This window comes from Paenibacillus sp. LC231, from assembly GCF_001860525.1.
Classification (GTDB): domain Bacteria; phylum Bacillota; class Bacilli; order Paenibacillales; family Paenibacillaceae; genus Paenibacillus_AQ.
In genome coordinates this window covers 12,644-32,318 of record NZ_JFOM01000016.1, presented here as the reverse complement: position 1 = coordinate 32,318, position 19,675 = coordinate 12,644, and the positions used below count along the sequence as shown (strand labels likewise).

Annotated in this window: 16 protein-coding genes, 1 pseudogene and 1 other annotated feature; of the genes and pseudogenes, 10 read left to right on the top strand and 7 right to left on the bottom strand. The window is 51.4% G+C overall.

Going from position 1 to position 19,675, the window contains the following annotated elements:
• The first annotated feature begins 85 nt into the window (after nucleotides 1-85).
• Nucleotides 86-1,135, top strand: coding sequence for an NAD(P)/FAD-dependent oxidoreductase (locus AK95_RS13640; protein ID WP_071220523.1), 1,050 nt, complete (start codon nucleotides 86-88; stop codon nucleotides 1,133-1,135).
• Between the two features lie 80 nt (nucleotides 1,136-1,215).
• On the opposite strand, the gene AK95_RS13635 is transcribed toward AK95_RS13640, so the two are convergent.
• A complete protein-coding gene (locus AK95_RS13635; RefSeq protein WP_071220522.1) occupies nucleotides 1,216-1,827 on the bottom strand; it encodes a TetR/AcrR family transcriptional regulator in 612 nt (203 codons plus the stop codon).
• 171 nt (nucleotides 1,828-1,998) lie between these two features.
• Here AK95_RS13635 and AK95_RS13630 point away from each other — a divergent pair, with 171 nt between their 5' ends.
• The 6 genes from AK95_RS13630 (at nucleotide 1,999) to AK95_RS13605 (ending at nucleotide 8,588) form a co-directional block, all read left to right on the top strand.
• The gene (locus AK95_RS13630) at nucleotides 1,999-3,177 is read left to right on the top strand and encodes a YhgE/Pip domain-containing protein (protein WP_071220521.1); all 1,179 of its coding nucleotides are present in this window, start codon (nucleotides 1,999-2,001) and stop codon (nucleotides 3,175-3,177) included.
• A 194-nt stretch (nucleotides 3,178-3,371) separates the two neighbouring features.
• Nucleotides 3,372-4,025 carry a response regulator gene (locus AK95_RS13625; protein ID WP_071220520.1) on the top strand — a complete coding sequence of 218 codons (654 nt, stop codon included), beginning with the start codon at nucleotides 3,372-3,374 and terminating at the stop codon, nucleotides 4,023-4,025.
• Between the two features lie 47 nt (nucleotides 4,026-4,072).
• Nucleotides 4,073-5,146 carry a sensor histidine kinase gene (locus tag AK95_RS13620; RefSeq protein ID WP_071220612.1) on the top strand — a complete coding sequence of 358 codons (1,074 nt, stop codon included), beginning with the start codon at nucleotides 4,073-4,075 and terminating at the stop codon, nucleotides 5,144-5,146.
• Between the two features lie 207 nt (nucleotides 5,147-5,353).
• Nucleotides 5,354-6,289 (top strand): ABC transporter ATP-binding protein, encoded by a 936-nt coding sequence (locus tag AK95_RS13615; RefSeq protein WP_071220611.1) that lies wholly within the window; start codon nucleotides 5,354-5,356, stop codon nucleotides 6,287-6,289.
• Between the two features lie 29 nt (nucleotides 6,290-6,318).
• The gene (locus AK95_RS13610; RefSeq protein WP_071220519.1) at nucleotides 6,319-7,437 is read left to right on the top strand and encodes an ABC transporter permease; all 1,119 of its coding nucleotides are present in this window, start codon (nucleotides 6,319-6,321) and stop codon (nucleotides 7,435-7,437) included.
• Entirely contained in the window at nucleotides 7,437-8,588 is a 1,152-nt protein-coding gene (locus AK95_RS13605) for an ABC transporter permease (protein WP_083397620.1), read from the top strand. The genes AK95_RS13610 and AK95_RS13605 overlap by 1 nt, the downstream gene beginning before the upstream one ends.
• Before the next feature lie 75 nt (nucleotides 8,589-8,663).
• Here AK95_RS13605 and trpS read toward each other — a convergent pair whose 3' ends face one another.
• Nucleotides 8,664-9,647, bottom strand: coding sequence for a tryptophan--tRNA ligase (gene trpS, locus AK95_RS13600; protein ID WP_071220518.1), 984 nt, complete (start codon nucleotides 9,645-9,647; stop codon nucleotides 8,664-8,666).
• 49 nt (nucleotides 9,648-9,696) lie between these two features.
• Nucleotides 9,697-9,974, bottom strand: a binding site (T-box leader).
• Between the two features lie 259 nt (nucleotides 9,975-10,233).
• On the opposite strand from trpS, the gene AK95_RS13595 reads away from it, so the two are divergent.
• Nucleotides 10,234-11,814, top strand: a complete 1,581-nt coding sequence (locus AK95_RS13595) for a sigma-70 family RNA polymerase sigma factor (RefSeq protein WP_083397619.1) — start codon at nucleotides 10,234-10,236, stop codon at nucleotides 11,812-11,814.
• Nucleotides 11,815-11,977: 163 nt separating this feature from the next.
• Here AK95_RS13595 and AK95_RS13590 read toward each other — a convergent pair.
• Together AK95_RS13590 and AK95_RS13585 are read right to left on the bottom strand one after the other, a co-directional pair.
• Nucleotides 11,978-12,743: pseudogene (locus tag AK95_RS13590) on the bottom strand (SDR family oxidoreductase).
• Nucleotides 12,744-12,943: 200 nt separating this feature from the next.
• The gene (locus AK95_RS13585) at nucleotides 12,944-13,813 is read right to left on the bottom strand and encodes a MerR family transcriptional regulator (protein ID WP_071220517.1); all 870 of its coding nucleotides are present in this window, start codon (nucleotides 13,811-13,813) and stop codon (nucleotides 12,944-12,946) included.
• 284 nt (nucleotides 13,814-14,097) lie between these two features.
• Between AK95_RS13585 and AK95_RS13580 the strand changes: the two genes are divergently transcribed.
• Together AK95_RS13580 and AK95_RS13575 are read left to right on the top strand one after the other, a co-directional pair.
• A complete protein-coding gene (locus tag AK95_RS13580; protein WP_071220516.1) occupies nucleotides 14,098-14,904 on the top strand; it encodes a phosphotransferase family protein in 807 nt (268 codons plus the stop codon).
• Nucleotides 14,905-15,042: 138 nt separating this feature from the next.
• Nucleotides 15,043-15,729: a hypothetical protein gene (locus AK95_RS13575; RefSeq protein WP_071220515.1), complete on the top strand. Its 687-nt coding sequence runs from the start codon at nucleotides 15,043-15,045 to the stop codon at nucleotides 15,727-15,729.
• On the opposite strand, the gene AK95_RS13570 is transcribed toward AK95_RS13575, so the two are convergent.
• From AK95_RS13570 to AK95_RS13560, 3 genes are read right to left on the bottom strand one after another with little or no spacing between them, the layout of a single operon-like run.
• Entirely contained in the window at nucleotides 15,724-16,812 is a 1,089-nt protein-coding gene (locus AK95_RS13570) for a DUF418 domain-containing protein (protein WP_083397618.1), read from the bottom strand. The genes AK95_RS13575 and AK95_RS13570 overlap by 6 nt on opposite strands.
• Before the next feature lie 3 nt (nucleotides 16,813-16,815).
• Nucleotides 16,816-18,747: an ABC transporter permease gene (locus tag AK95_RS13565; RefSeq protein ID WP_071220514.1), complete on the bottom strand. Its 1,932-nt coding sequence runs from the start codon at nucleotides 18,745-18,747 to the stop codon at nucleotides 16,816-16,818.
• Nucleotides 18,722-19,492: an ABC transporter ATP-binding protein gene (locus AK95_RS13560; RefSeq protein ID WP_071220513.1), complete on the bottom strand. Its 771-nt coding sequence runs from the start codon at nucleotides 19,490-19,492 to the stop codon at nucleotides 18,722-18,724. The genes AK95_RS13565 and AK95_RS13560 overlap by 26 nt, the downstream gene beginning before the upstream one ends.
• Nucleotides 19,493-19,675: the final 183 nt, after the last annotated feature.

Genomic DNA, 19,675 nt, shown 5'->3' with positions numbered 1-19,675 from the left:
AACGTATACTAATTGATAATGATAATCATTTACGTTACAAGGTGATCACAACAGCCTTTTAATCTATAGACCGGGAGTGAAATGCATGAGTGGGAAAGAGATATTTGATGTAACGGTTATTGGTGGAGGACCAGCAGGATTATATTCTGCTTTTTATAGTGGACTGCGCGGCATGAAAACCAAGATTATAGAATATCAACCCATGCTTGGCGGGAAGGTTCACGTTTATCCGGAAAAAATGATATGGGACGTTGGCGGACTGACACCCGTTCCGGGCGCGAAGCTGATCGAGCAGATGGTTCAGCAAGGTCTGACGTTTAATCCCGAAGTGCTGTTAAACGAGAAGGTTGAATCGATCGCCCGCAATGAGGAAGGGCTGTTCGAATTACATACGGCGAATTCCGGCGTGCATCTGTCCAAAACGGTCATCGTGGCGGTCGGCGGAGGCATCCTGAATCCGCAGAAGCTGGATATTGAAGGAGCCGAGCGGTTTGAGGTGTCGAACCTGAACTACACGGTGAAGTCCCTGCAGCATTTCAAGGGCAAAACGGTGATTGTGTCCGGCGGAGGAAACTCGGCAGTGGATTGGGCGAACGAGCTGGAGCCTGTGGCGAAGAAGGTGTACCTGGCCTATCGCAAAGGCGAATTGTCAGGCCATGAAGCCCAAGTCGATCAGTTGATGAACAGCAAGGCCACTTGCCATCTCAATACATCGATCACGAAGCTTATTGCTTCGGATAATCATGAGGTGATCGAGCGGGTGGAATTGACCAATAATGAGACGGGTGAAGTTTCCTATCTGGCCGTAGACGAAGTGATCATTAACCATGGCTATGAACGGGATATGTCGCTCTTGGAGAACAGCAAGCTCGATATTCATCGGGTGGATGATTACTATATCGCGGGCAACGCAAGCTGCAACTCTTCCATACCGGGGTTGTATGCCGCGGGCGACATCCTGCATTTTGACGGGAAGCTGCACCTGATTGCGGGCGCCTTCCAGGATGCCGCGAACGCGGTGAACAGCGCGAAGCAGTTCATTGAGCCGGATGCCAAAAAGTACGCGATGGTCTCCTCGCATAACGAGGTATTCAAAGAGCGAAACCGCGAATTAGTAAAGCAATTGATCAATTAACGAAGCAGGCAAAGTGCTTATATGCCATTAAGCATAAAAGAGAAGCGAGGGAATTCCCCGCTTCTCTTCTTTTGCATTACCTACTGTTTTGGGATGATCCCTGAAGTAATCAACGGGCCGTAGTTGATCAGCTGGGTCATCATGATCGCCATTTCTCTTGCGGACTTATTCATGCCGGACTCGATCCAGTGTATGACCAGGCCGATATTGGCGGAGGTCATATACGCAATCAGGTAATCGCTCGGAATGATTTGATTCTCTCCTGCGGGCATTCGGAAGGCATGCTTAGCAAACATATGCTCCTTCATGAATTCCCTGAATTGCCGCACGAAGGATATGTCCCCATTCGGGCCGACGACTGCTCGGAAGAAGGAAGCATGACGGATGAGCTCCTCGAATATTTGCTCTGACGCCGGATAAGGCTCGCCCTTTTCCGCATAGTCTCTGGAATCCCTGGGGTCAATATGAACGACGATGTCCTTAATCTTCTGGAGCACCTCTTCTTTGAGCTTATCCAGCATATCCGGCACGTCACGATAGTGCAGATAGAAGGTACCCCGGTTGATATTGGCGCGATTGGCGATATCGGTGACGGTAATCGCGTTTATGTTTTTTTCGTCCATGAGCTCAAATAAGGTTTGCCGCAACAGCTGATTCGTCCGGATTTGCCGGCGATCCGTCTTTTTGGTCAAGGAACTCCCCTCCAGTACAATTTCAAGACATAATCAACAGAAGGCTCGTACACTGATGAGTAATGAACACTCCGCTGAAAGCTGATGATTGAACATATTTATCTCTTCATTATAATTAACGCTGTGATCATTAATCAACAGTTTGTTCATTAATAACGAGGAGTGGTAGATATGGGTTTCTTAAGACAAAAAATGCTATGGATCGGCGCATTGGTTGTGATTCTGGTGCTGTCGATATTCGGCGTGGCCATGCTGGGATCGATCGCGGGAGCGAAGCCGAAGTCCCTGCCCGTTGCACTGGTTGTCTTGGATCAGCCGGCAGAGTTACCGAACGGCGAACCGCTTGCTGTTGGCGATATGATGAAGGGGATGCTGCAGGGCAACTCACAGCTGCCCATTCAGTGGAAGATCGTGAATTCGGAAGCGGAGGCACGGGAAGGGCTTGACAGCCAGAAGTATTATGGAGCCCTTGTCCTGCCCGAGGACTTAAGCGCGAGCATCTTGTCGCTGCAATCGCCTGCTCCGAAGCCGGCTGTAGTACAGGTGCTGGTGAACGAGGGGATGAGCGCGCAGGCATCCACAGCGGTGAAACAGATGCTCGGGCAAGCGATGAAGATGGCGGGAGCGCAGCTCTCTAGCCAGGCATTGACCATGATCAGCACGCAGACGGATATGCTGCCGGTCACAACCGCGCAGGCTTTCCTTACCCCTTTTGAAGTTCAGGAGGAGGTTGTACATCCTGTCGGGATTAATCACGCAAGCGGCAATGCGCCAGGCATGCTGGTGCAGATTTTATGGATTGGCTGCCTGATCATTAGCGTGTTCTTGTTCCAGGCGCTGCAGAAAGCCGTAGCTGATGGCAGCGGCAGGGGAACCACGATTGTGCTGCAAGGCGCTACCGGTTTGCTGCTGGCGGGTCTGGCTTCCGGTTTCCTGGTATGGATGGCATCTTCCTGGTATGGCATGGAGTTTACCAACGGGAGCCGTGTTTGGCTGATGCTGTGGCTGGCAGGTTCCGCTTTTTTCCTCCTTCAGTCGACCCTGCTCAACTGGATGGGAATCCCGGCTATGGGCATCTTGGTGCTCCTGATGTTCTTCTCGATGCCGCTTCTTAATATGGCGCCGGAGTTTCTGCCGCAGGCAACACAGGATTGGCTGTACTCGTGGACGCCGCTCCGCTTCGCTGCTTCGGCTCTCCGGGATGTGATGTATTTTGACGGATACGCTCCATCTTCTTCGCATTCAGCGGTAATGTGGTTCATAGCCGGAGGTTTTCTTGTTCTGCTGCTGGCCTCGACATTCAAGAAAGGGAGACGTTCAGACCCAAGAAAATCGATGGCCGCTTCTTAATTGAATAGGTTGACGCCTAAGCAGTGCGGGGTTCATCCCTGCACTGCTTTTTATAGTTGGCTCAAGCCGACCGGGATCATGCCAGAGTCGCTGCATCGGGGAACGTATCTCCCCTTAATTCAGGTGAATAAAAATACTGTCGTTCTTCAAGATGACAGCCTGTATAATCCTGAATAAGGGAGTGTGAGCGTAAGTTGAAGATTAAAGTGATCATAGCGGACGATAATTCGTTTATCAGGGAAGGTATGAAAATCATTCTGACTACGTTTGATGAGTTCGACGTCGTGGCGACCGTTGAAGACGGCCAGGAAGCGGTGGCCTATTGCGAAGCGCATGAAGTGGATGTGGCGCTGATGGACGTCCGGATGCCGAATCTGAACGGTGTTGAGGCCGCGAAGCAGCTCACGGAGCGTACCAAGACCAAGACGCTGATCTTAACGACCTTCGACGACGATGAATATATTACCGATGCGATCCTGAACGGCGCCAAGGGTTATCTGCTAAAGAATAACGACCCGGAACGGATTCGCGATGCAATCAAAACGGTGTACCACGGCCATCATGTGCTGCAGGACGTCGTGCTGGATAAAATCAAATCCGGGCTCTCTCCCGGAAAGCCTGAAAAGGAAGATAAGGCAGACAAGTTCGACCGGAGTCTATTCACCGAAAGGGAACTGGACATTATGGCGCTCATCGCCAAAGGGCTGGCCAACAAGGAAATTTCGAAGAAGCTGTTTATTTCCGAAGGCACGATTGCCAATCACATCACTTCAGTTCTCAGCAAGACAGGTCTTGAACATCGAACCCAGATTGCGATTTTTTATCTGACGGGGGAAGTGAATAAGTGAGCGAACGCCGAAATTATGCCGAACTGTGGGTCATCGGTTTCAAAAGCATGCTGTTCCTGTATGTGATCAGCCAGTCGTATGCCTCTGATCTTGCGATAACGTCATGGTATATACTGGTCATGCTTCTCTACCTGTCCGTGAATGTATCCGTCTATATTTTCAAGAGTCGCAATACACAGCCATACTTCATGGTACTGGCTATTCTTGTTGTCGTGGCGTTCTCATTCTACATTCATCCGCTGTTCTTCATGCTGCTTCCCGCGAATCTGTATGAGCTGTTGTCTTTATATCTTCGCAGGAGCTGGATGATCCTGATTCTCCTGCTGGTTCCAGCGTTTATAGTGCCTTACGAGCTTGGCTTGACCTATTTCTTTATATCCGTTCTATCCTATATTTATCTCAACATGCTGAGGACTTTTATAAGCCGAGTCACATCCTATCAGGAGCAGAACGAGCAGATGCATCGTGAACTGGATCGGTTGACCCAGCGGCTGAGCGAAAATAATGAGTACATCCGGCAGTTTGAATATATGTTCAAGCTGGAAGAGCGAAATCGGCTGTCCCAGGAAATTCATGACAAGATCGGGCATTCCATGACGGGAGCATTGATTCAGATGGAGGCGGCCAAGCGCTTGATGACAACGAATCCGGACAAGTCCGCCGAGCTGCTGCAGAATGCCATATCCATCTCCAAAGAAGGCATTGAGAGCATCAGGCTGGTTTTGAAGAACGTAAAGCCTCCTACGGAGCAGCTCGGCATCAACCGAATGCGTTTATTCCTAGAGGAGTTCTCCACCCAGCACCCGATCAAGACCGTATTAACGCATGAGGGCAATATGGATGTGATTACACCGCTTCAGTGGAAAATCATTCAGGATAACACCCAGGAAGCGTTAACCAATACGATGAAGTATGCGAATGCAACGGCAGTCTCGTTACATATCGAAGTTCTGGGCACCATGATCAAGGCCAAGGTCAGCGACAACGGCAAGGGCATGCAGAAGGTCATCAAGGGTCTTGGGATCATAGGCATGGAGGAGCGCGCCGCGGTCGTGAATGGTACCGTGATCGTGGATGGCTCCGACGGCTTCTCGGTGACCACTTTAATACCTTATAGCTAAAACCGGTAAGTGCATTTGGCGGATTAGAGATATCGGGTCAAAATGACATTCCCCACAAGGGTGAAGATTTGGATCGTCAACAACATGAAGATTCTCATGGATAAGGATGAACTTGTGCACTATCGCAAGGGCATCCTTTTTTCGTACGATAAATGCAGATCAAGTCCACCGGTTGAAGCGTGGATGGAATATGGAGGCGAAAAACGTATGAACGTGCTGGAGATCAAAGGGCTCACGAAGAAGTTTGGGGATTTCATAGCGGTAGACCAGTTGTCGTTGAACATACGGGAAGGCGAGATTTTCGGCTTCCTGGGCGCGAACGGAGCAGGCAAAAGCACAACCATTAATATCATATCGTCGCTCATGCCCATGACCAAGGGAGAGGTCCATGTCCTGGGCAAGAATCTGATGAAGTTTCGAAAGTTCGCGAAGCAGCAGATCGGCATGGTTCCGCAGGAGGTCGCGATATATGAGGATCTGACCGCCTATGAGAATGTTCATTTTTTTGCCGGATTGTATGGATTGAGAGGATCGGAGCTTAGGAGCAGGGCCGAAGAGGCGCTTGCCTTCGTCGGACTTAGTGACAAACATAAGATGTACCCGAAGAGCTTCTCCGGGGGCATGAAGAGGAGACTGAATATCGCTTGCGCGATTGCCCACAGACCGAAGCTGATCATCATGGATGAGCCGACCGTCGGCATCGATCCCCAATCGAGGAACTATATCCTGGACTCGGTCAGGAAGCTGAATGAGATGGGCAGCACGATCCTGTACACGAGCCATTATATGGAGGAAGTGGAGGAGCTCTGCACCCGGATTGCCATTATCGACCACGGCAAGATCATAGCGGAGGGCACGAAGGCACAGCTGAAGTCCATTATTACGGACCAGAAGGATATCGGGATCGAGGTGCAAACGGCCGCCTATCTTGAAGCGAACAAGCTGAAGGAGATCTCAGGCGTCAAATCGGTTGAAGTGAAGGAGAATGTCGTGCACATCAGCTCCGACGCAGGAGTCAATAACCTGAATAAAATCATTCAGCAATTCATGGCGCAAGGCATTGAAATTCGTTCCGTTCAAGCGTCCGAGCCGAATTTGGAAACGGTGTTCCTGACGTTGACCGGCCGGAGCCTTCGGGATTAGCGGACCTAGGAAGAGGGAGGTGGAAGTACATGAACGTACTGAGAATCGCGCTGAAGGAGATGAAGATCGCCCGGGAGCCGCAGATGCTGGTATTCATGCTGGCAACCCCGGTGCTGCTCATTCTGATCCTAGGGACGGCGCTTTCGAATGCTTTTAACGGCAGTACCACGATTGGAGACATTCGGGTGTTATACCATAACGACGGAGCAGAACCCGCGCTTACGGAGCAATGGCAGGTTTTCATGGAGGAGGCGGAGCGTTCATCGGGCATGGTCTTTGAGCAAGTCAAGGAAGGCATGGACGGAGGGCAGGAAGTGACAAACAACCGGTACACCGGTTACGTGGAAATGGACGGCCAAGGTATCCGTTATGATGGAAACAGCCGCAACAGTATGGAGAACGGAATTGTGCAGGGGATGCTGTCCGCATTTACCGACCGGTACCGGCTGTCAACCACAGCAGCGAAGCTCGATCCGGCATATGAGAGCAAGCCGTTTGTTGATGATGGAGGGAGCTATGTGCTGGAGTCTTCCATTCAGGGAGCGAGGCAGCCGGGTTCGCTTGATTATTTTTCGATTGCGGTCACGACGATGATCATCCTGTACAGCGCCTTGACGGCAGGCGGACTCATCGATAGTGAGCGAAAGCGAAACACCGCGCAGCGCCTATTGGCATCACCGGTGACGAAAGCCGAGATTTTTGCCGGAAAAATAACGGGCACGCTCGCAATCAATGCCGTATTTGTCATCATCGTTGTGCTGATCAGCAAATATATGTTCAATGCCTATTGGGGGGAGAACCCCATCATGGTATTCCTGGTTTTGTTCACCGAGATCCTGTTTGCGCTCAGCCTCGGGCTCGGCATCAGCTACGTGCTGAAGGGAAATGCAGCTGGAGCTGTCATCATGGTCATTATTCAACTGGCTGCGTTCTTTGGCGGGGGATATATGCCGGTTGCAAGCACAACGGGATTTATGAGGGAGGCCGCAACGTATTCTCCCCTGCATTGGTCCAATGAAGCTCTGCTGCAAATCATCTATTCAGGCGATGGGACTGCAGCCGTGCATGCGATGATGCTGAATATCGGTTTTTCCATCCTGCTGCTGGCCGTAGCCATGATTTCGATGCGAAGAAGGGAGGGGCTGTAATGTTGAAGGATATGCTCTGGCTCATTCGAAAGACGATATTAACCTCGTTGAAGGATTATAAAAATCTGCTGCTCGTTATCGCGCTTCCCATTGTCGGCATTCTTCTATCCACCTTAATCTATAAGGGCTCCGGAGATACCTCCGTTACCCTTGGCATCGTGAATCACGATATCGAACAGAAAGTCACGCAAGATACGATCGATTTTGTTGCTCAATTGGAGCATACCGAGGCATCGGTCATTAGGGAATCGGAAGCGGATGACTTGGTTGTGTCGGGTGAGCTGGATGCGGTGCTGATCTTCCCCGAGGGGTTTGCGAAAGGCGTAATTCAGGGGACACCCGAGCCGGTCCGGATCGAATCGATTAAGGGCGCTCAGGTTACGGGGTATGTCAAATCGTATCTGAACGCGTACGTCCAGAATATTTCATCCATGGGAGTTATAGCGGGTGGCGATGCCGCCGCGTTTAACGAATTATACAGCGGTTATCGGAGTTCAACGTTTCAATTGTCCACGACTACGGTTGCGGATCAATCGGTCAATCATGATATGACCAACCGGACGATTGGTTACTTGGTTGTGTTCATGTTATTCTCCGCCGTGAATCTATCGGCGTTAACGATCCGGGATCGAGAGAATCGTACGTACTATAGACTCTTATCGTCGCCTATTACGGCCCGCAGCTACGTCTTCTCGAATGCCATCGTGAATATCGTTCTGATGATGATCCAGATTGCGGCCACCTTGTTTGTCATGACCCGGTTCTTTCATATCGAGCCTGGCATTCCGCTCTGGCAGATGTTCCTGATTCTGTCGCTGTTCGCTCTGGTCGCGGTCAGTTTATCACAGGTCATTGTCGCGTTCTCGGACAGCACCATGATGGCGAACGGAATCCAGACGATGGTGATCATGCCGACTTCGCTGCTGGCGGGGTGCGTATTCCCGCTTACCGTGATGCCCGAAGCGATTCAGCGAATCGCCGATTTCCTGCCGCAGTATTGGCTGCTCGATACGTTCGGCAAGCTTCAGCAAGGAAGCTCGTTGACCGACATTATTTTGAATGTGGCGATTCTACTCGCTTTTGCCTTGGCCTTATCGCTGATTGCAACCTACAAGTTTGGGCGGAACCGGGATACACAGAGTTATGTATAAAAAATAAGCAGGGCGCCCCTTGACCTGATTCCTGAAGCAGGATGCAGATATTAAGGGGACGCCCTCTCGGTTCTTTCAGAACGTGACCAATCCCATCGCTTTCTTGGCGGCAAGCAGTGTTGGGCCTGCGGTTTCGGAAGCCCGCTTCGCTCCGTCCATCAAAATGCGATCTAGCTCGGAGGAATTCACGATTTGATGGAACCTCTCCTGGATCGGTTGAAGTTTCTCGATGACCACTTCGGCCAATTCTTTCTTGAACGTGCCGTATCCTTGGCCTTCATACCGTTTCTCGATGACGGAGATGGCTTCCTCGGAGAATACCGAATAAATCTCGATCAGATTGCTGACCGCCGGCTTCTGCTCCCAGTCATGCCGGACCTCGCCGTCTGAGTCGGTAACGGCTTTCGAGAACTTCTTGCGGATATCCTCCGGCGTATCCATCATGTGGACACAGCTGTTTTTGTTCGGATTGCTCTTGCTCATCTTCTTGGACGGATCGTCAAGACCCATGATGCGGGAGCCAATATCCTGAATGATCGGCTCAGGCACCGTAAACGTGCGGCCATACCGGTTGTTGAAGCGTTCAGCCACATCGCGGGTCAGTTCCAGATGCTGCTTCTGGTCGTCCCCGACGGGCACATGCGTTGCCTGATAGAGCAGCACATCGGCAGCCATCAGGACGGGATACGTGAAGAGCGCCGAGCTTACCGTTTCTTGACCTTCGGATTTCTCCTTGAATTGGGTCATCCGTTTTAATTCACCGAAATGCGCCTGCGTCTCCAGCAACCACCCGAGCTCTGCATGCGCGGGGACCTGGGATTGCAGAAAGATCGTCGCTTTATCGGGGTCAATGCCCGACGCAATGTACAGAGCGGCAATGTCCCGCGTGCGCTGGTGCAGCTCCATGGGATCCTGATAGACCGTTATCGCATGCAGATCCGGCACGAAGAAATAGGACTCATACTCATGCTGCAGCTTCACATATTGACGGAGAGCACCTCCATATCCGCCAATATTCAAATCCCCGCTCGGTTTGATGCCTGACAATAATCGTTGCATAAAAAACACCTCCTGTTGTTTGCGAACAACACAAAAACACCTCATCCCTCTATGGGACGAAGTGTAACTCCGCGGTACCACCCGAATTCGACTATACTGTCGCTCTTTAGCATGACGTGGAAATGGGGGAAACACCATTATTATTCCTGCCATATCTCCCAAAGTAACGGTGGAGAGCCGTCAAGGCCTACTGCTCCGGCACAGCCGAAAGGTTCGGGTTGAAGCGAGAAGATCCATTCACTCATTCCGGGGTACCGGGCCTCGCACCATTCGCCGGTTCGCTTGGACCTCAAGAGATAAGCTACTATTTCTTCTCATAGCCGTGTGGTATGTTGTTCTTAAATTCATCTGCGCAGCTCTTTTCGGATGTAAAGAGAGAACAAGATGATTTGGTGAGTATCATCACACAGGTGTTAGGTGAATGTCAAGAGGAATCGGGTGTCTGAACCGTGCCTGGGAGGCGCCGACGAAGGCAATGGGGAATTTTTGATATATCATCCATCCGGTGCAGAATTCCTGAAGAGAGGTAACCTTTTTCGTTCAGATCGGCACTTAAGGGATAGAGACACCGGGAAGGGAGGTTTAGGTGAACGTGTTCCAGTGGATTGAGGAAGCCCGGCGGGGCAGTGCGGAGGCACAGGGAAGCTTGGTTCGACATTTTACCGGCATGGCGCTGGCCGTGGCCTACGATAAATTGCAGGATCCTTATTTGGCGGAAGATGCCGTGCAGGAGGCCTTTACGGAGGCCTTTGCGAATCTGCACAAGCTGCAGGATCCCCGGCGCTTTCCCGGATGGTTCAAAGTGATCGTTGAGCGGCAGTGCTACAGAGATCTGCGCCGCAAGCAATTTCAAACGTTACCGCTGCATGCGATGGAATTGCCGGCTGGCGACCAGCGGAGCTTGGAGTTTGTCGTGGAAAAGAGAGAGATGATCCGCCAGCTGCATGCCACGATCGCGGATTTGCCATCAAGCATGCGGATTGCGGTCCAGCTCTATTATTTTCAAGGCTACAGCCTGCGGGAGATCTCGCAATACTTGGATATATCCCTGGCGGCTTTGAAGAAGCGACTTTTTGATGCCCGGCGGAAGCTGAAGAACACGCTGCACGTAGCCGACTTTGTATCGGTGTTCACCGATCTGTATGAGGGAGGAAAACGTATGCTGCATATCGTTAACGGGGATTCGGTAGGGGATAAGCTGAAGCAAGGAAACATTGGAGGAGATATCCTGGTGTGGAGGGAGCTCTATACGTTTGGCCCGGTCTACACGAAGATGGACGAGCTGGATCATCGGAGAACGAGAGCTCGGTATTTGGAGCAAACGCTCGGGATTCCGGAGAAGGAATATATCGAGACCTGCGAGTTGCAGGAGAGGAAGCTACAGGATTTTCGAAAATATGATGAAATCGTGCTCTGGTTTGAGCATGATCTGTTTGACCAGACCATGCTGGCCTATTTGCTGCGTTGGTTTAAGGAACAGTCACTGGGAAATACGAAGCTGAGTCTGCTGTGCATTGGCGCCTACCCGGGCATCGAGCTTTTTCGCGGGCTGGGGCAGCTTAGCAGGGAGCAGCTCGAGACTTTATCGGGCACATGGCACACGATTGGAGAAGAAGAGCTTAGGCTGGGCAGCATGTTGTGGGAAGGCTATACCTCGGATCGGCCGGAGAAACATCAGCGCATGCTGGAGGTTGATTCCTCGGCACTGCCTTTTGCTAGGGCAGCATTCGAAGCCCATCTGGCGCGGCTGCCCTCTGTGAGCAATGGACTCGGGATCATCGAGCAGACGACGTTGGAGGCTATAGCGGGCGGAATCCATAAGCCGTATGAGTTGTTCCGAAAGGTAGGTGATAAGCTCCATACGCTCGGAATGGGAGATCTGGAGTTCTGGTATTACCTGGCGAAGATGACGGAGGGCCCGGATTCGTTGCTGGTTATCGATGGTACAGCACCGTTTCCCGACTTCAAACGGGCTGTACCCCATTTCCAAGATCGGCTGCTGCAAGTGACGAGCCTGGGGCGTGAGGTATTAGCCGGGAAGACCGACGATGCCTGCTCCGGAACGATCGATAAATGGGTAGGAGGCCTGCATGTGCGGGGCAAGGCTCCGTCATGGCGCTGGGATCCGGAGCGGAAGTCGGTTGTGCGGATAGCTGAATCCGATTAAACAGCAGATACAGGAAAAAAGCGATCTTGAGCAGATTGGCGAATCAGATTAACAGCAGATAGAACATAAGAGCGATCCTTGCCGGCGTTAATGCCAGGCACGGATCGCTTCTTTTTAACATATCAGAAAGTATAAACTTCGGAGGATCTGCTGCCTGATATCGTTACAGATGAGAGCCGCCGGTTGCGTCAATCATTTGTCCCGTGACCCAGCGCCCGTCGTTTGAAGACAGGAAGGCTACGATATCCGCAATATCCGACGGCTGACCGACTCGGCCAAGCGCGGACATCTCTGCGGCATGCTGCTGCCCTTCCGGTGTATGCAACCATGGAGCGTTCACATCCGTATCCACGATGCCAGGGAGAACCGCATTCACCGTGATCCCGCGTGGACCAAGCAGCTTGGCAAGATGCAAGGTGAACGTATTGACGGCTCCCTTGGTGATGTTGTAGGCCATAATATGCGGGTAAGCGATCCGCGTAACGCCGGAGGAAATGTTGACGATGCGCCCGTCATCACGCAGGAGCGGCAGGGCCTGTTGCACCAGGAAGAACGGTGCTTTTACATTTACGGCAAACAGCTCATCGAAGCTTTCCTCGGTCGTCTCTTCAAAGTTCTGGGACGTTCCGATGCCTGCGTTATTCACCAGAATATCGAAACGGTTGTCCCCCGTTACGCGAAGAAGTTCCTCCTTCAGCGAATGAATCAGCCCTTTTGTGCCGTCTACCGATTCCAGTTTGGCACCTAAAGCGATAGCTCGCCCACCCTGATCTTGTATGGTCTGGACAACCTGATCCGCCGCATTCCGGCGGGTTCCGTAAATGGACAATGACCAGAGCCCCTTCTTCCGCTAACCGAAGCGCGATTCCTTTGCCAATGCCTCGGCTTCCGCCTGTAACCAATGCGATTTTGTTTTCCAATCGTTTCATGAAATCCCACTCCTCTTGTTCGATTTAACGCTACTGTACACTCTCCTGTTAAGGGGAGAGTCAAGAGGGTGGTTTAGAATTATTCTAGCGTTTTTCATGAACATAAAGGACATCCGGGGTTACTGCTTCTGCAAGTACGAGTGGAGACGGGGCCGAGGTTCGTTTCCACATCCTATCACGGCAAGGAAAAGTTACTCCGCTTAAGCTTGCAAGGGGATAATTAATTCCGCAGGGCGCTTCTTGCCGTAGATATCTTTATCCGAGGTGAGATAGATCTCGCGGATCGGCTCCGATTCCGCCTGAACGAGGCCTTGGGACGAAATCCATGCCCTGAGCTCGGGTACGACGGGGCAGGTATAGGTGTACGGATCACAACGATGTACAAGAGATGCGGCAGATTTCAGCTGCGGCAGAAAGTCCACGCGAATGCGCCCATTAGCAGGTATGTCCCTGGTTATGGGGACTGCGACTTCGATGTCGGCAATGTCGGCATTCCCGCTGCCGTGGTCATGCCAAAGAATGGTTAGCTGCCTGGCTTCCTCTTCTCCATTAGAGGCAGCGTATTTCGTAATCTCATCCAGCAAGAGACATAACTGGCTGCGGGGAACTTGGTCACGAATGAAAACGGCACGCTGGGAGGGGACTTCCCGGATAATGGGGCCACTTGGATTCCCTGCTTCGGTTCGTTCCAAGCGCGTTATCCTGCTGTTGACCTCATCCAGCTGCAGCTGGAGGCTCCGCATCGCATGCTGAAGCTCCGTCATTTTATCCGCAAGTTTGTACTTTACGGCATCGGTTCCTATATCCTCTTCAAAAAAAGGCTTGAGCTGTTCCAAGGTGAACCCCTGTTCCTTGTAAGCGGCAATTCGCTTTACGGTCAGAAGCTGCTCCTCGGAATAGTAACGGTATCCGCTTTGTTCATCAATATGGGCCGGCTTTAATAGGCCCAGCTCATCATAATATCGCAATGTTTTGATGGAAATGCCGCTGACCTTGGCAAAAGCGCTGATCTTCATCATGCCGGCTGCAACCTCCTTTACGATTCGGTCTCTCGTGGATAACGATATCATATCTCGCGCTCCTGCTTACGTAAAGAACGCAACCTGCCGGATCTGAAGGAAGCACTCGGTCCCAAGACCGAGTCGGTTTTCAGCCCTTGGCGGGAATTCAGCTCGGCCGGATTATCGTACAATGTGTTCAAAGAAGATTCAGCGATCCTTGCTGATCAAGGTGAACGGGGAATGGAAGATATCCGCATTTCATAACTGCCGGATTCAGAAGCCAGGCTGGATCCAGCGGTTGATGATGCGTTCGAAATCAAAATCCAGCTGACACAGGAAGTGGAGGATGTACTTTGAAAAAGGGTACACGGATAGGAAAAGGCAGGAGCGCAGAGGTGTATGAATGGGGAGAGTCTCAGGCATTAAAGCTGTATTATGAAGGGTATCGCCCGGAATGGGTGACATATGAGGCGGAGATGGGCCGCATCGTTGCCGAAGCGGGCGTGCCTGCTCCTGCCGTCTTTGACATGGTGGATATCGAGGGACGAACAGGGCTGGTGTATGAACGGGTTACAGGACCGTCGATGCTGCATCAGGTTCAATCGTCACCGCTTCAGCTATTGAAGTGCGCCCGTGAGATGGCACGGCTCCAGCATGCGATGCATGGCTGCACAACAACCTTGCTGCCGTCGCAAAAAGAAAGGCTGGAGCATGCAATTCTTGATGCAAGCGGCATCCTGCAAGGAAAGGCGCAGGCTATATGCAAGGTACTGGACTCTTTTCCTGAGGGGGAATCCATCTGTCATGGCGACTTCCACCCGGATAATGTGATCGTGGCGGAGAGCGGATGCCGGGCGATCGATTGGAATAACGCCACGATTGGTGACCCATTATGCGACGTCGCCAGAACATCGCTGATGTTTCAATCGCCTTTTCATCCGCTGGAACAGTCAGGCCTTATGATGATTACGCTCCGGATGGCCCGTGTCCTGTGGAATAAAGTATATCTGAATGAATATTGCCGCTTATCCCGTGCGAAGCTGGAGGATATCGACCGCTGGATGCTGCCTGTAGCGGCAGCCAGGCTGAGAGAGGATGTCCCTGGAGAAAGAGAATGGCTGCTGGGTCTAATTGATGATCGGCTGCGTGCATATGCTTGATGGAGATCAGGGCTTCTAAGAACCCATCAGGCTCCCCGAAACGGGGAAAGTCGCCGGACAATCTCAAACTTCTAGTTTCAATACGGAACGGGAAGTATAAGGATAGATAGACGACGAAGCAGAAGGTGGGAATCCCTCATGAGCAAATGGAAGGCAAATAGCAGAGTTAGCCGTTATGCAGGCATCAGTATTTTATTAGGCGGAGCGCTGTTTGTTACAGCTACACTTATGCACCCTCCAGCTACGGATCCCTGGACGGGTCATCATGTCATTTCGATGATTCCGGACATGCTGACCTATTGGCAATGGGATCACAGCCTGATGCTGGCAGCAATATTATTATGGCTTGGAGGACTGTCTCTCGGGGAGATCATGGCCGGTAGACGCCCGGCTGCGATGATGGCTGCCCGCTTGTTCAATGCGGCAATTACGATATGGGTGCTCGTGCTCGCGATGGAATTAACCGTTCTCCCGGTGCTGGCCAAGGAGTGGGGTTCGGTGCAAGACCCGGGGACGGCCGCCTTGGGTGTCGGGTTATTTGCTTTCGGTATTATGGCCGGGGATTTTGCCATGATGCTGACCTGGATCGGAATAAGCCTGCTTAGCATTGCGCTGCTCTCTGAAGAAACTGTGAAACCGGTCATAGCATGGATAGGCATAGCAGCAGGGTTGTGGGGAGCGATTGGCATACCTGCAGCACTGCTGCTTCCGAAACTCAGCGTTATCATCTATCCGATCACCTCAGGCCCGGTGTTTATATGGACACTGATATTTGGCGTTTACATGGTAATGGGGCGAAAAGCAAAAAAAGCAGGAGACCTATAGGGTTCCTGCTTTTTTGCGAATCGGCACGATCGTCCAATAGGTGCCGCATCTCCACAACCATTCTAGGGGTCCGTATTGGAACCAACGCATCCACAGATTGCTGGCTATGATCTGACAGACTACAATCCCAAGGGAAACGAGTGTAGATACGACATAAGTCGTCGGTGTGGTGTTCAGTATGAAGCGCTGAATACCTACCAGAAAGACGGTTTGTCCGATGTAGTTGGTAAGCGCCATCCGGCCGTATGCCTGTAACGGATACAGCATCTTCGCACCTGCGCGGGTACGCCCAAGCATTAAGAGAGAGCTTAGATAAAATACAGATACGATAGGACCCGTTGCCACCCCGATATGTGCCAGAGTTAAGGCTGCCTGCATGGTCGATGACGGCGATTCGCCTTCTATCATGAACAGAAACGGGGGCATCGGCTCGGGAGGTGCTGCCCACCACATGGCCCCGATCGCAATGACGGTTCCGAGCAATGACAGCAGCCACACCATGTGCAGCTTACTCCATCTTACTCCCTTGCTGATCGCTTCGTGTAATCGGTATTGGCCCGCGGCTAGCCCTAACAGGATCAGAAACGGAATGGTAAGCAGCTTGACTCCTATGACGGCCGCAATCGTAAACCCGACCACTCCAATACCTAGATTAACTCTCCTTGGCGCCCAATAGAGGGGAAGCGCTAGCAGGCCGACAATCGCATAATGAAATAATGCCTCCCCCGATTGATACTGCTGATGGATGACGCCGATCAGCACCAGAATGGCTAACCGGCGGATATACAGCCGAAGTCTTGGCTTTCCACCCGTTGTAGCGCTTCGTGATAGAAACATGTAGAATCCTAGTCCGAACAGGAACGTGAAGATTGTATAGAATCGGGCTTCCACAAAAAAGTTAAGCCCGCGCTGCATCCAAAAATCCGCTGAGGTTTTCGGCGTGGCGATGAGCCAAAGCGCCAATACGTTAACAAACGGCAGACCAAGCAGCGCAAAACCCCTGAACTGGTCTAAAAAGTGCAATCGCCCCTTTCCAGTGGCAGGCTGGCGTTTCATCACGGTCTCATTTTTTACAGTAGCCATTAGTTACACCATCATCCTATTCACAGACTTGATATAACGGGCTCTGGCGATCAGGAAATAAATCATTTGAGCGGCCAAGAATGCCGATGAAGCCGCCAATACAGGGCCACTTACATAAGGAGAATCCAGGTATGCAAGAACCGGACCGAGCACGACTAAGGACTGCAGGGCTGCAACCAGAATGGGGATAAAGAACAGCACAGCAATCTGAATCGTCGCGGAGATGTTCATCTCACGGGCGCTGAGTCCGATCTTGGACAGGGAACGGTACATCGTTTGGTCTGTTGAAAGCTCTGTATGCAGTTTAAAGTACAGGAAGCTGGCGGATGAGATCGAGAAGATTAAGGCGACAAACACCCCGATAAAGCTGAATAACGAAAAGCCCTGTTTATTGGTGTAATAGTTCTCCGCTCTGGATTCTATATAACCTTCACTGATTGCACTTCCGTTCCATTCCGACAGCTCAAGGCCGAGCTTGGTTTCAGGATCATCCTTCTGGGGGAGTCCTTGGGAATCGGGAAGAATAAACGGATACGTATGATTCACACTGATTCCATCTGCTTTGTTCCCGCCCCTTAGCTCTTCAAACATGGTGTCCGTAACGACCAGCAATCTGCCGCTATATACCACAGCCGCAATCCGGTCTGTGCGGTTCTCCAAGCTGAAAGAGTAGGGTTGACCGGATAATTCGATATCCGCTTCCGTTAGCTTCCCTTTACTCTTCTTCGCTGCATTCGGGGTTTCTGCCAGTAAGGCTTCATTCTCGCCGAATGTCCCGGCCGGCTTGGTATTCATCAAAGCAGCCAAACGGTCGTATTGGGATTGCGGCATGATGTGTAAGGAGTCCTCTCCATTCGCTGACAAGCGATAATAGATGGTTTCGACCTCCGCCCGTTTATACTCAAGCCCTTCGGTCTGAAGCCGCTTTTCAATCAGGGCCAGCTCATCCTGCACCTTAGTCTCGTCGGCATTGCTATAGTAGGTGTAGCTAAGCGCGTAGGGGTTATCCAAATATACCGATCGAATCGATTGCTGCATGGCCAGCACGAAGCCGGTGCTCATGGAAGCCAGAGCTACGACAACCGTGACCAGAAACAACATGCGGGCATTATCCTTAATCTTGTAACTCATTTCGGAAATCCACAGCAGGTTTGTTCCTTTCCAGGTGGTTCTGCGATTTCGCTGTAGCATGCGGACAATCCACACGGATAGTTGGGAGTAGAAGAAATACGTGCCCATAATTCCGGTTACCGCAGCGATTATCAATCCAGTCGGGTCTAACTCTTTGACACGAAGGACGGTAAAGCCGATGGTAAGGAGCACCACGCCTAAGAGGGCCAGGAACAGATTGGCTTTTGGCTCGGTTTTTGGTTTGCTGGTTCCTTTGAGAAGCTCCAGAACTTGATTCTTTCGGATAAATAACAAGGTAAAGAGCGAAATGACGAGAAACAGCGCAGCGAACGCACCGGCGGTCAGCAGCATCGCTTTGACCGGCCAATAGAACGGCAGCTCGTCCATATCGATGACTTTGGTGCTGATGAGCAGGAACACCTTGGAAAGCAGCATTCCGCTGGCGATGCCCGTTACGATGGCAATGGCGCCAATCAGAATGTTCTCCAGGAAGATCAGCCAATTGATCTGTTTGGCCTCAGCTCCGAGGATGGTCAGAATGCCGAACTCCCGGTTCCGCGACTTCAGAAAGACGCTGATCGAATACAGCACGAATAAGAACGCAAACACGTAGACGATGACCGTGGCGATTGTCATTCCCGTACGCGTCATCGTGCCCATAGGCGAATTCTCAATGGCTGGATGATAGATGAATACCGCATACGTAAAAAAGATCATGACCATGAACGAGCTGCTGAGCAGGTAAGCGAAATATTGACGTGCGTTACGCCGGACGTTGTTAAACGCGAATTGAGGAAAGCTCACTTGTATTCCCTCCCCAGAACGATAGCGTATCGATGATTTTTTGGAAAAAGGCCTGCCGGTTCTCTCCGCGGTGAATTTCGGCGGCCAACTTGCCGTCTTTAATAAAAACGATGCGGTTGCAATAGCTTGCGGCGAGAGGATCATGCGTAACCAGCATTAATGTGGTACGATCCCGCTCGTTAATCTCGGCTAACGACTCCATCACGATCCGTGAGGAGTTGGAATCGAGTGCGCCTGTAGGCTCATCCGCAAGCAGTAACAGCGGCGCGCTGATGATAGCCCTGGCAATCGCGGTGCGCTGTCGTTGACCTCCCGAAATCTCGTACACGCGTTTATTCAGAATTTCGCGGATGCCAAGCCGTGAAGCGGTTTGCTGCAGCAGCGACTCCATGTCCTTGAGCGGACGGCGGTCCAGCGTAAGCGGAAGCACGATATTCTCGGCAACGGTTAACGTATCGAGCAGGTTAAAATCTTGAAACACAAAGCCGAGCTGTCTGCGGCGGAAGTGGGCAAGCTCGCTTTTTTTCATGGTGTAAGGATTTTTGCCCCCGATCTTGACCTCGCCCGAGCTTGGACGATCGATGGTGGATACCATGTTCAGCAGGGTGGTTTTGCCGCTGCCTGAAGGGCCCATGATGCCGACGAATTCTCCTTCTTTGATGGTGAGATGAATATCGGTAAGAGCTTGTGTCGCCACTTTGCCCGCATATACTTTGTTTAATGCTTTTACTTCAAGAATATCCATAATCCAGAAGCTCCTTTCTGTATACCTTATTAGTGTAGCCTAACTCTATCGTATACTGACCTGACCCTGCTATGGATTTAGGTGAAACGAAGCTTACATCTGCCATAAGGTTATGTTCGCATTTTTTGTTCGTATCTTAAGATTATCGGCGTGAGGTTTGGGGTCATCTCCCGATACAAAGAA

What these genes read in the sequence shown, in the direction of transcription:
- trpS (WP_071220518.1), bottom strand. Translation starts at nt 9,647, where the DNA reads ATGCAACGATTATTGTCAGGCATCAAACCGAGCGGGGATTTGAATATT.
- AK95_RS13585 (WP_071220517.1), bottom strand. Translation starts at nt 13,813, where the DNA reads ATGATATCGTTATCCACGAGAGACCGAATCGTAAAGGAGGTTGCAGCC.
- AK95_RS13570 (WP_083397618.1), bottom strand. Translation starts at nt 16,812, where the DNA reads ATGGCTACTGTAAAAAATGAGACCGTGATGAAACGCCAGCCTGCCACT.
- AK95_RS13630 (WP_071220521.1), top strand. Translation starts at nt 1,999, where the DNA reads ATGGGTTTCTTAAGACAAAAAATGCTATGGATCGGCGCATTGGTTGTG.
- AK95_RS13560 (WP_071220513.1), bottom strand. Translation starts at nt 19,492, where the DNA reads ATGGATATTCTTGAAGTAAAAGCATTAAACAAAGTATATGCGGGCAAA.
- AK95_RS13640 (WP_071220523.1), top strand. Translation starts at nt 86, where the DNA reads ATGAGTGGGAAAGAGATATTTGATGTAACGGTTATTGGTGGAGGACCA.
- AK95_RS13605 (WP_083397620.1), top strand. Translation starts at nt 7,437, where the DNA reads ATGTTGAAGGATATGCTCTGGCTCATTCGAAAGACGATATTAACCTCG.
- AK95_RS13615 (WP_071220611.1), top strand. Translation starts at nt 5,354, where the DNA reads ATGAACGTGCTGGAGATCAAAGGGCTCACGAAGAAGTTTGGGGATTTC.
- AK95_RS13575 (WP_071220515.1), top strand. Translation starts at nt 15,043, where the DNA reads ATGAGCAAATGGAAGGCAAATAGCAGAGTTAGCCGTTATGCAGGCATC.
- AK95_RS13620 (WP_071220612.1), top strand. Translation starts at nt 4,073, where the DNA reads ATGCTGTTCCTGTATGTGATCAGCCAGTCGTATGCCTCTGATCTTGCG.
- AK95_RS13610 (WP_071220519.1), top strand. Translation starts at nt 6,319, where the DNA reads ATGAACGTACTGAGAATCGCGCTGAAGGAGATGAAGATCGCCCGGGAG.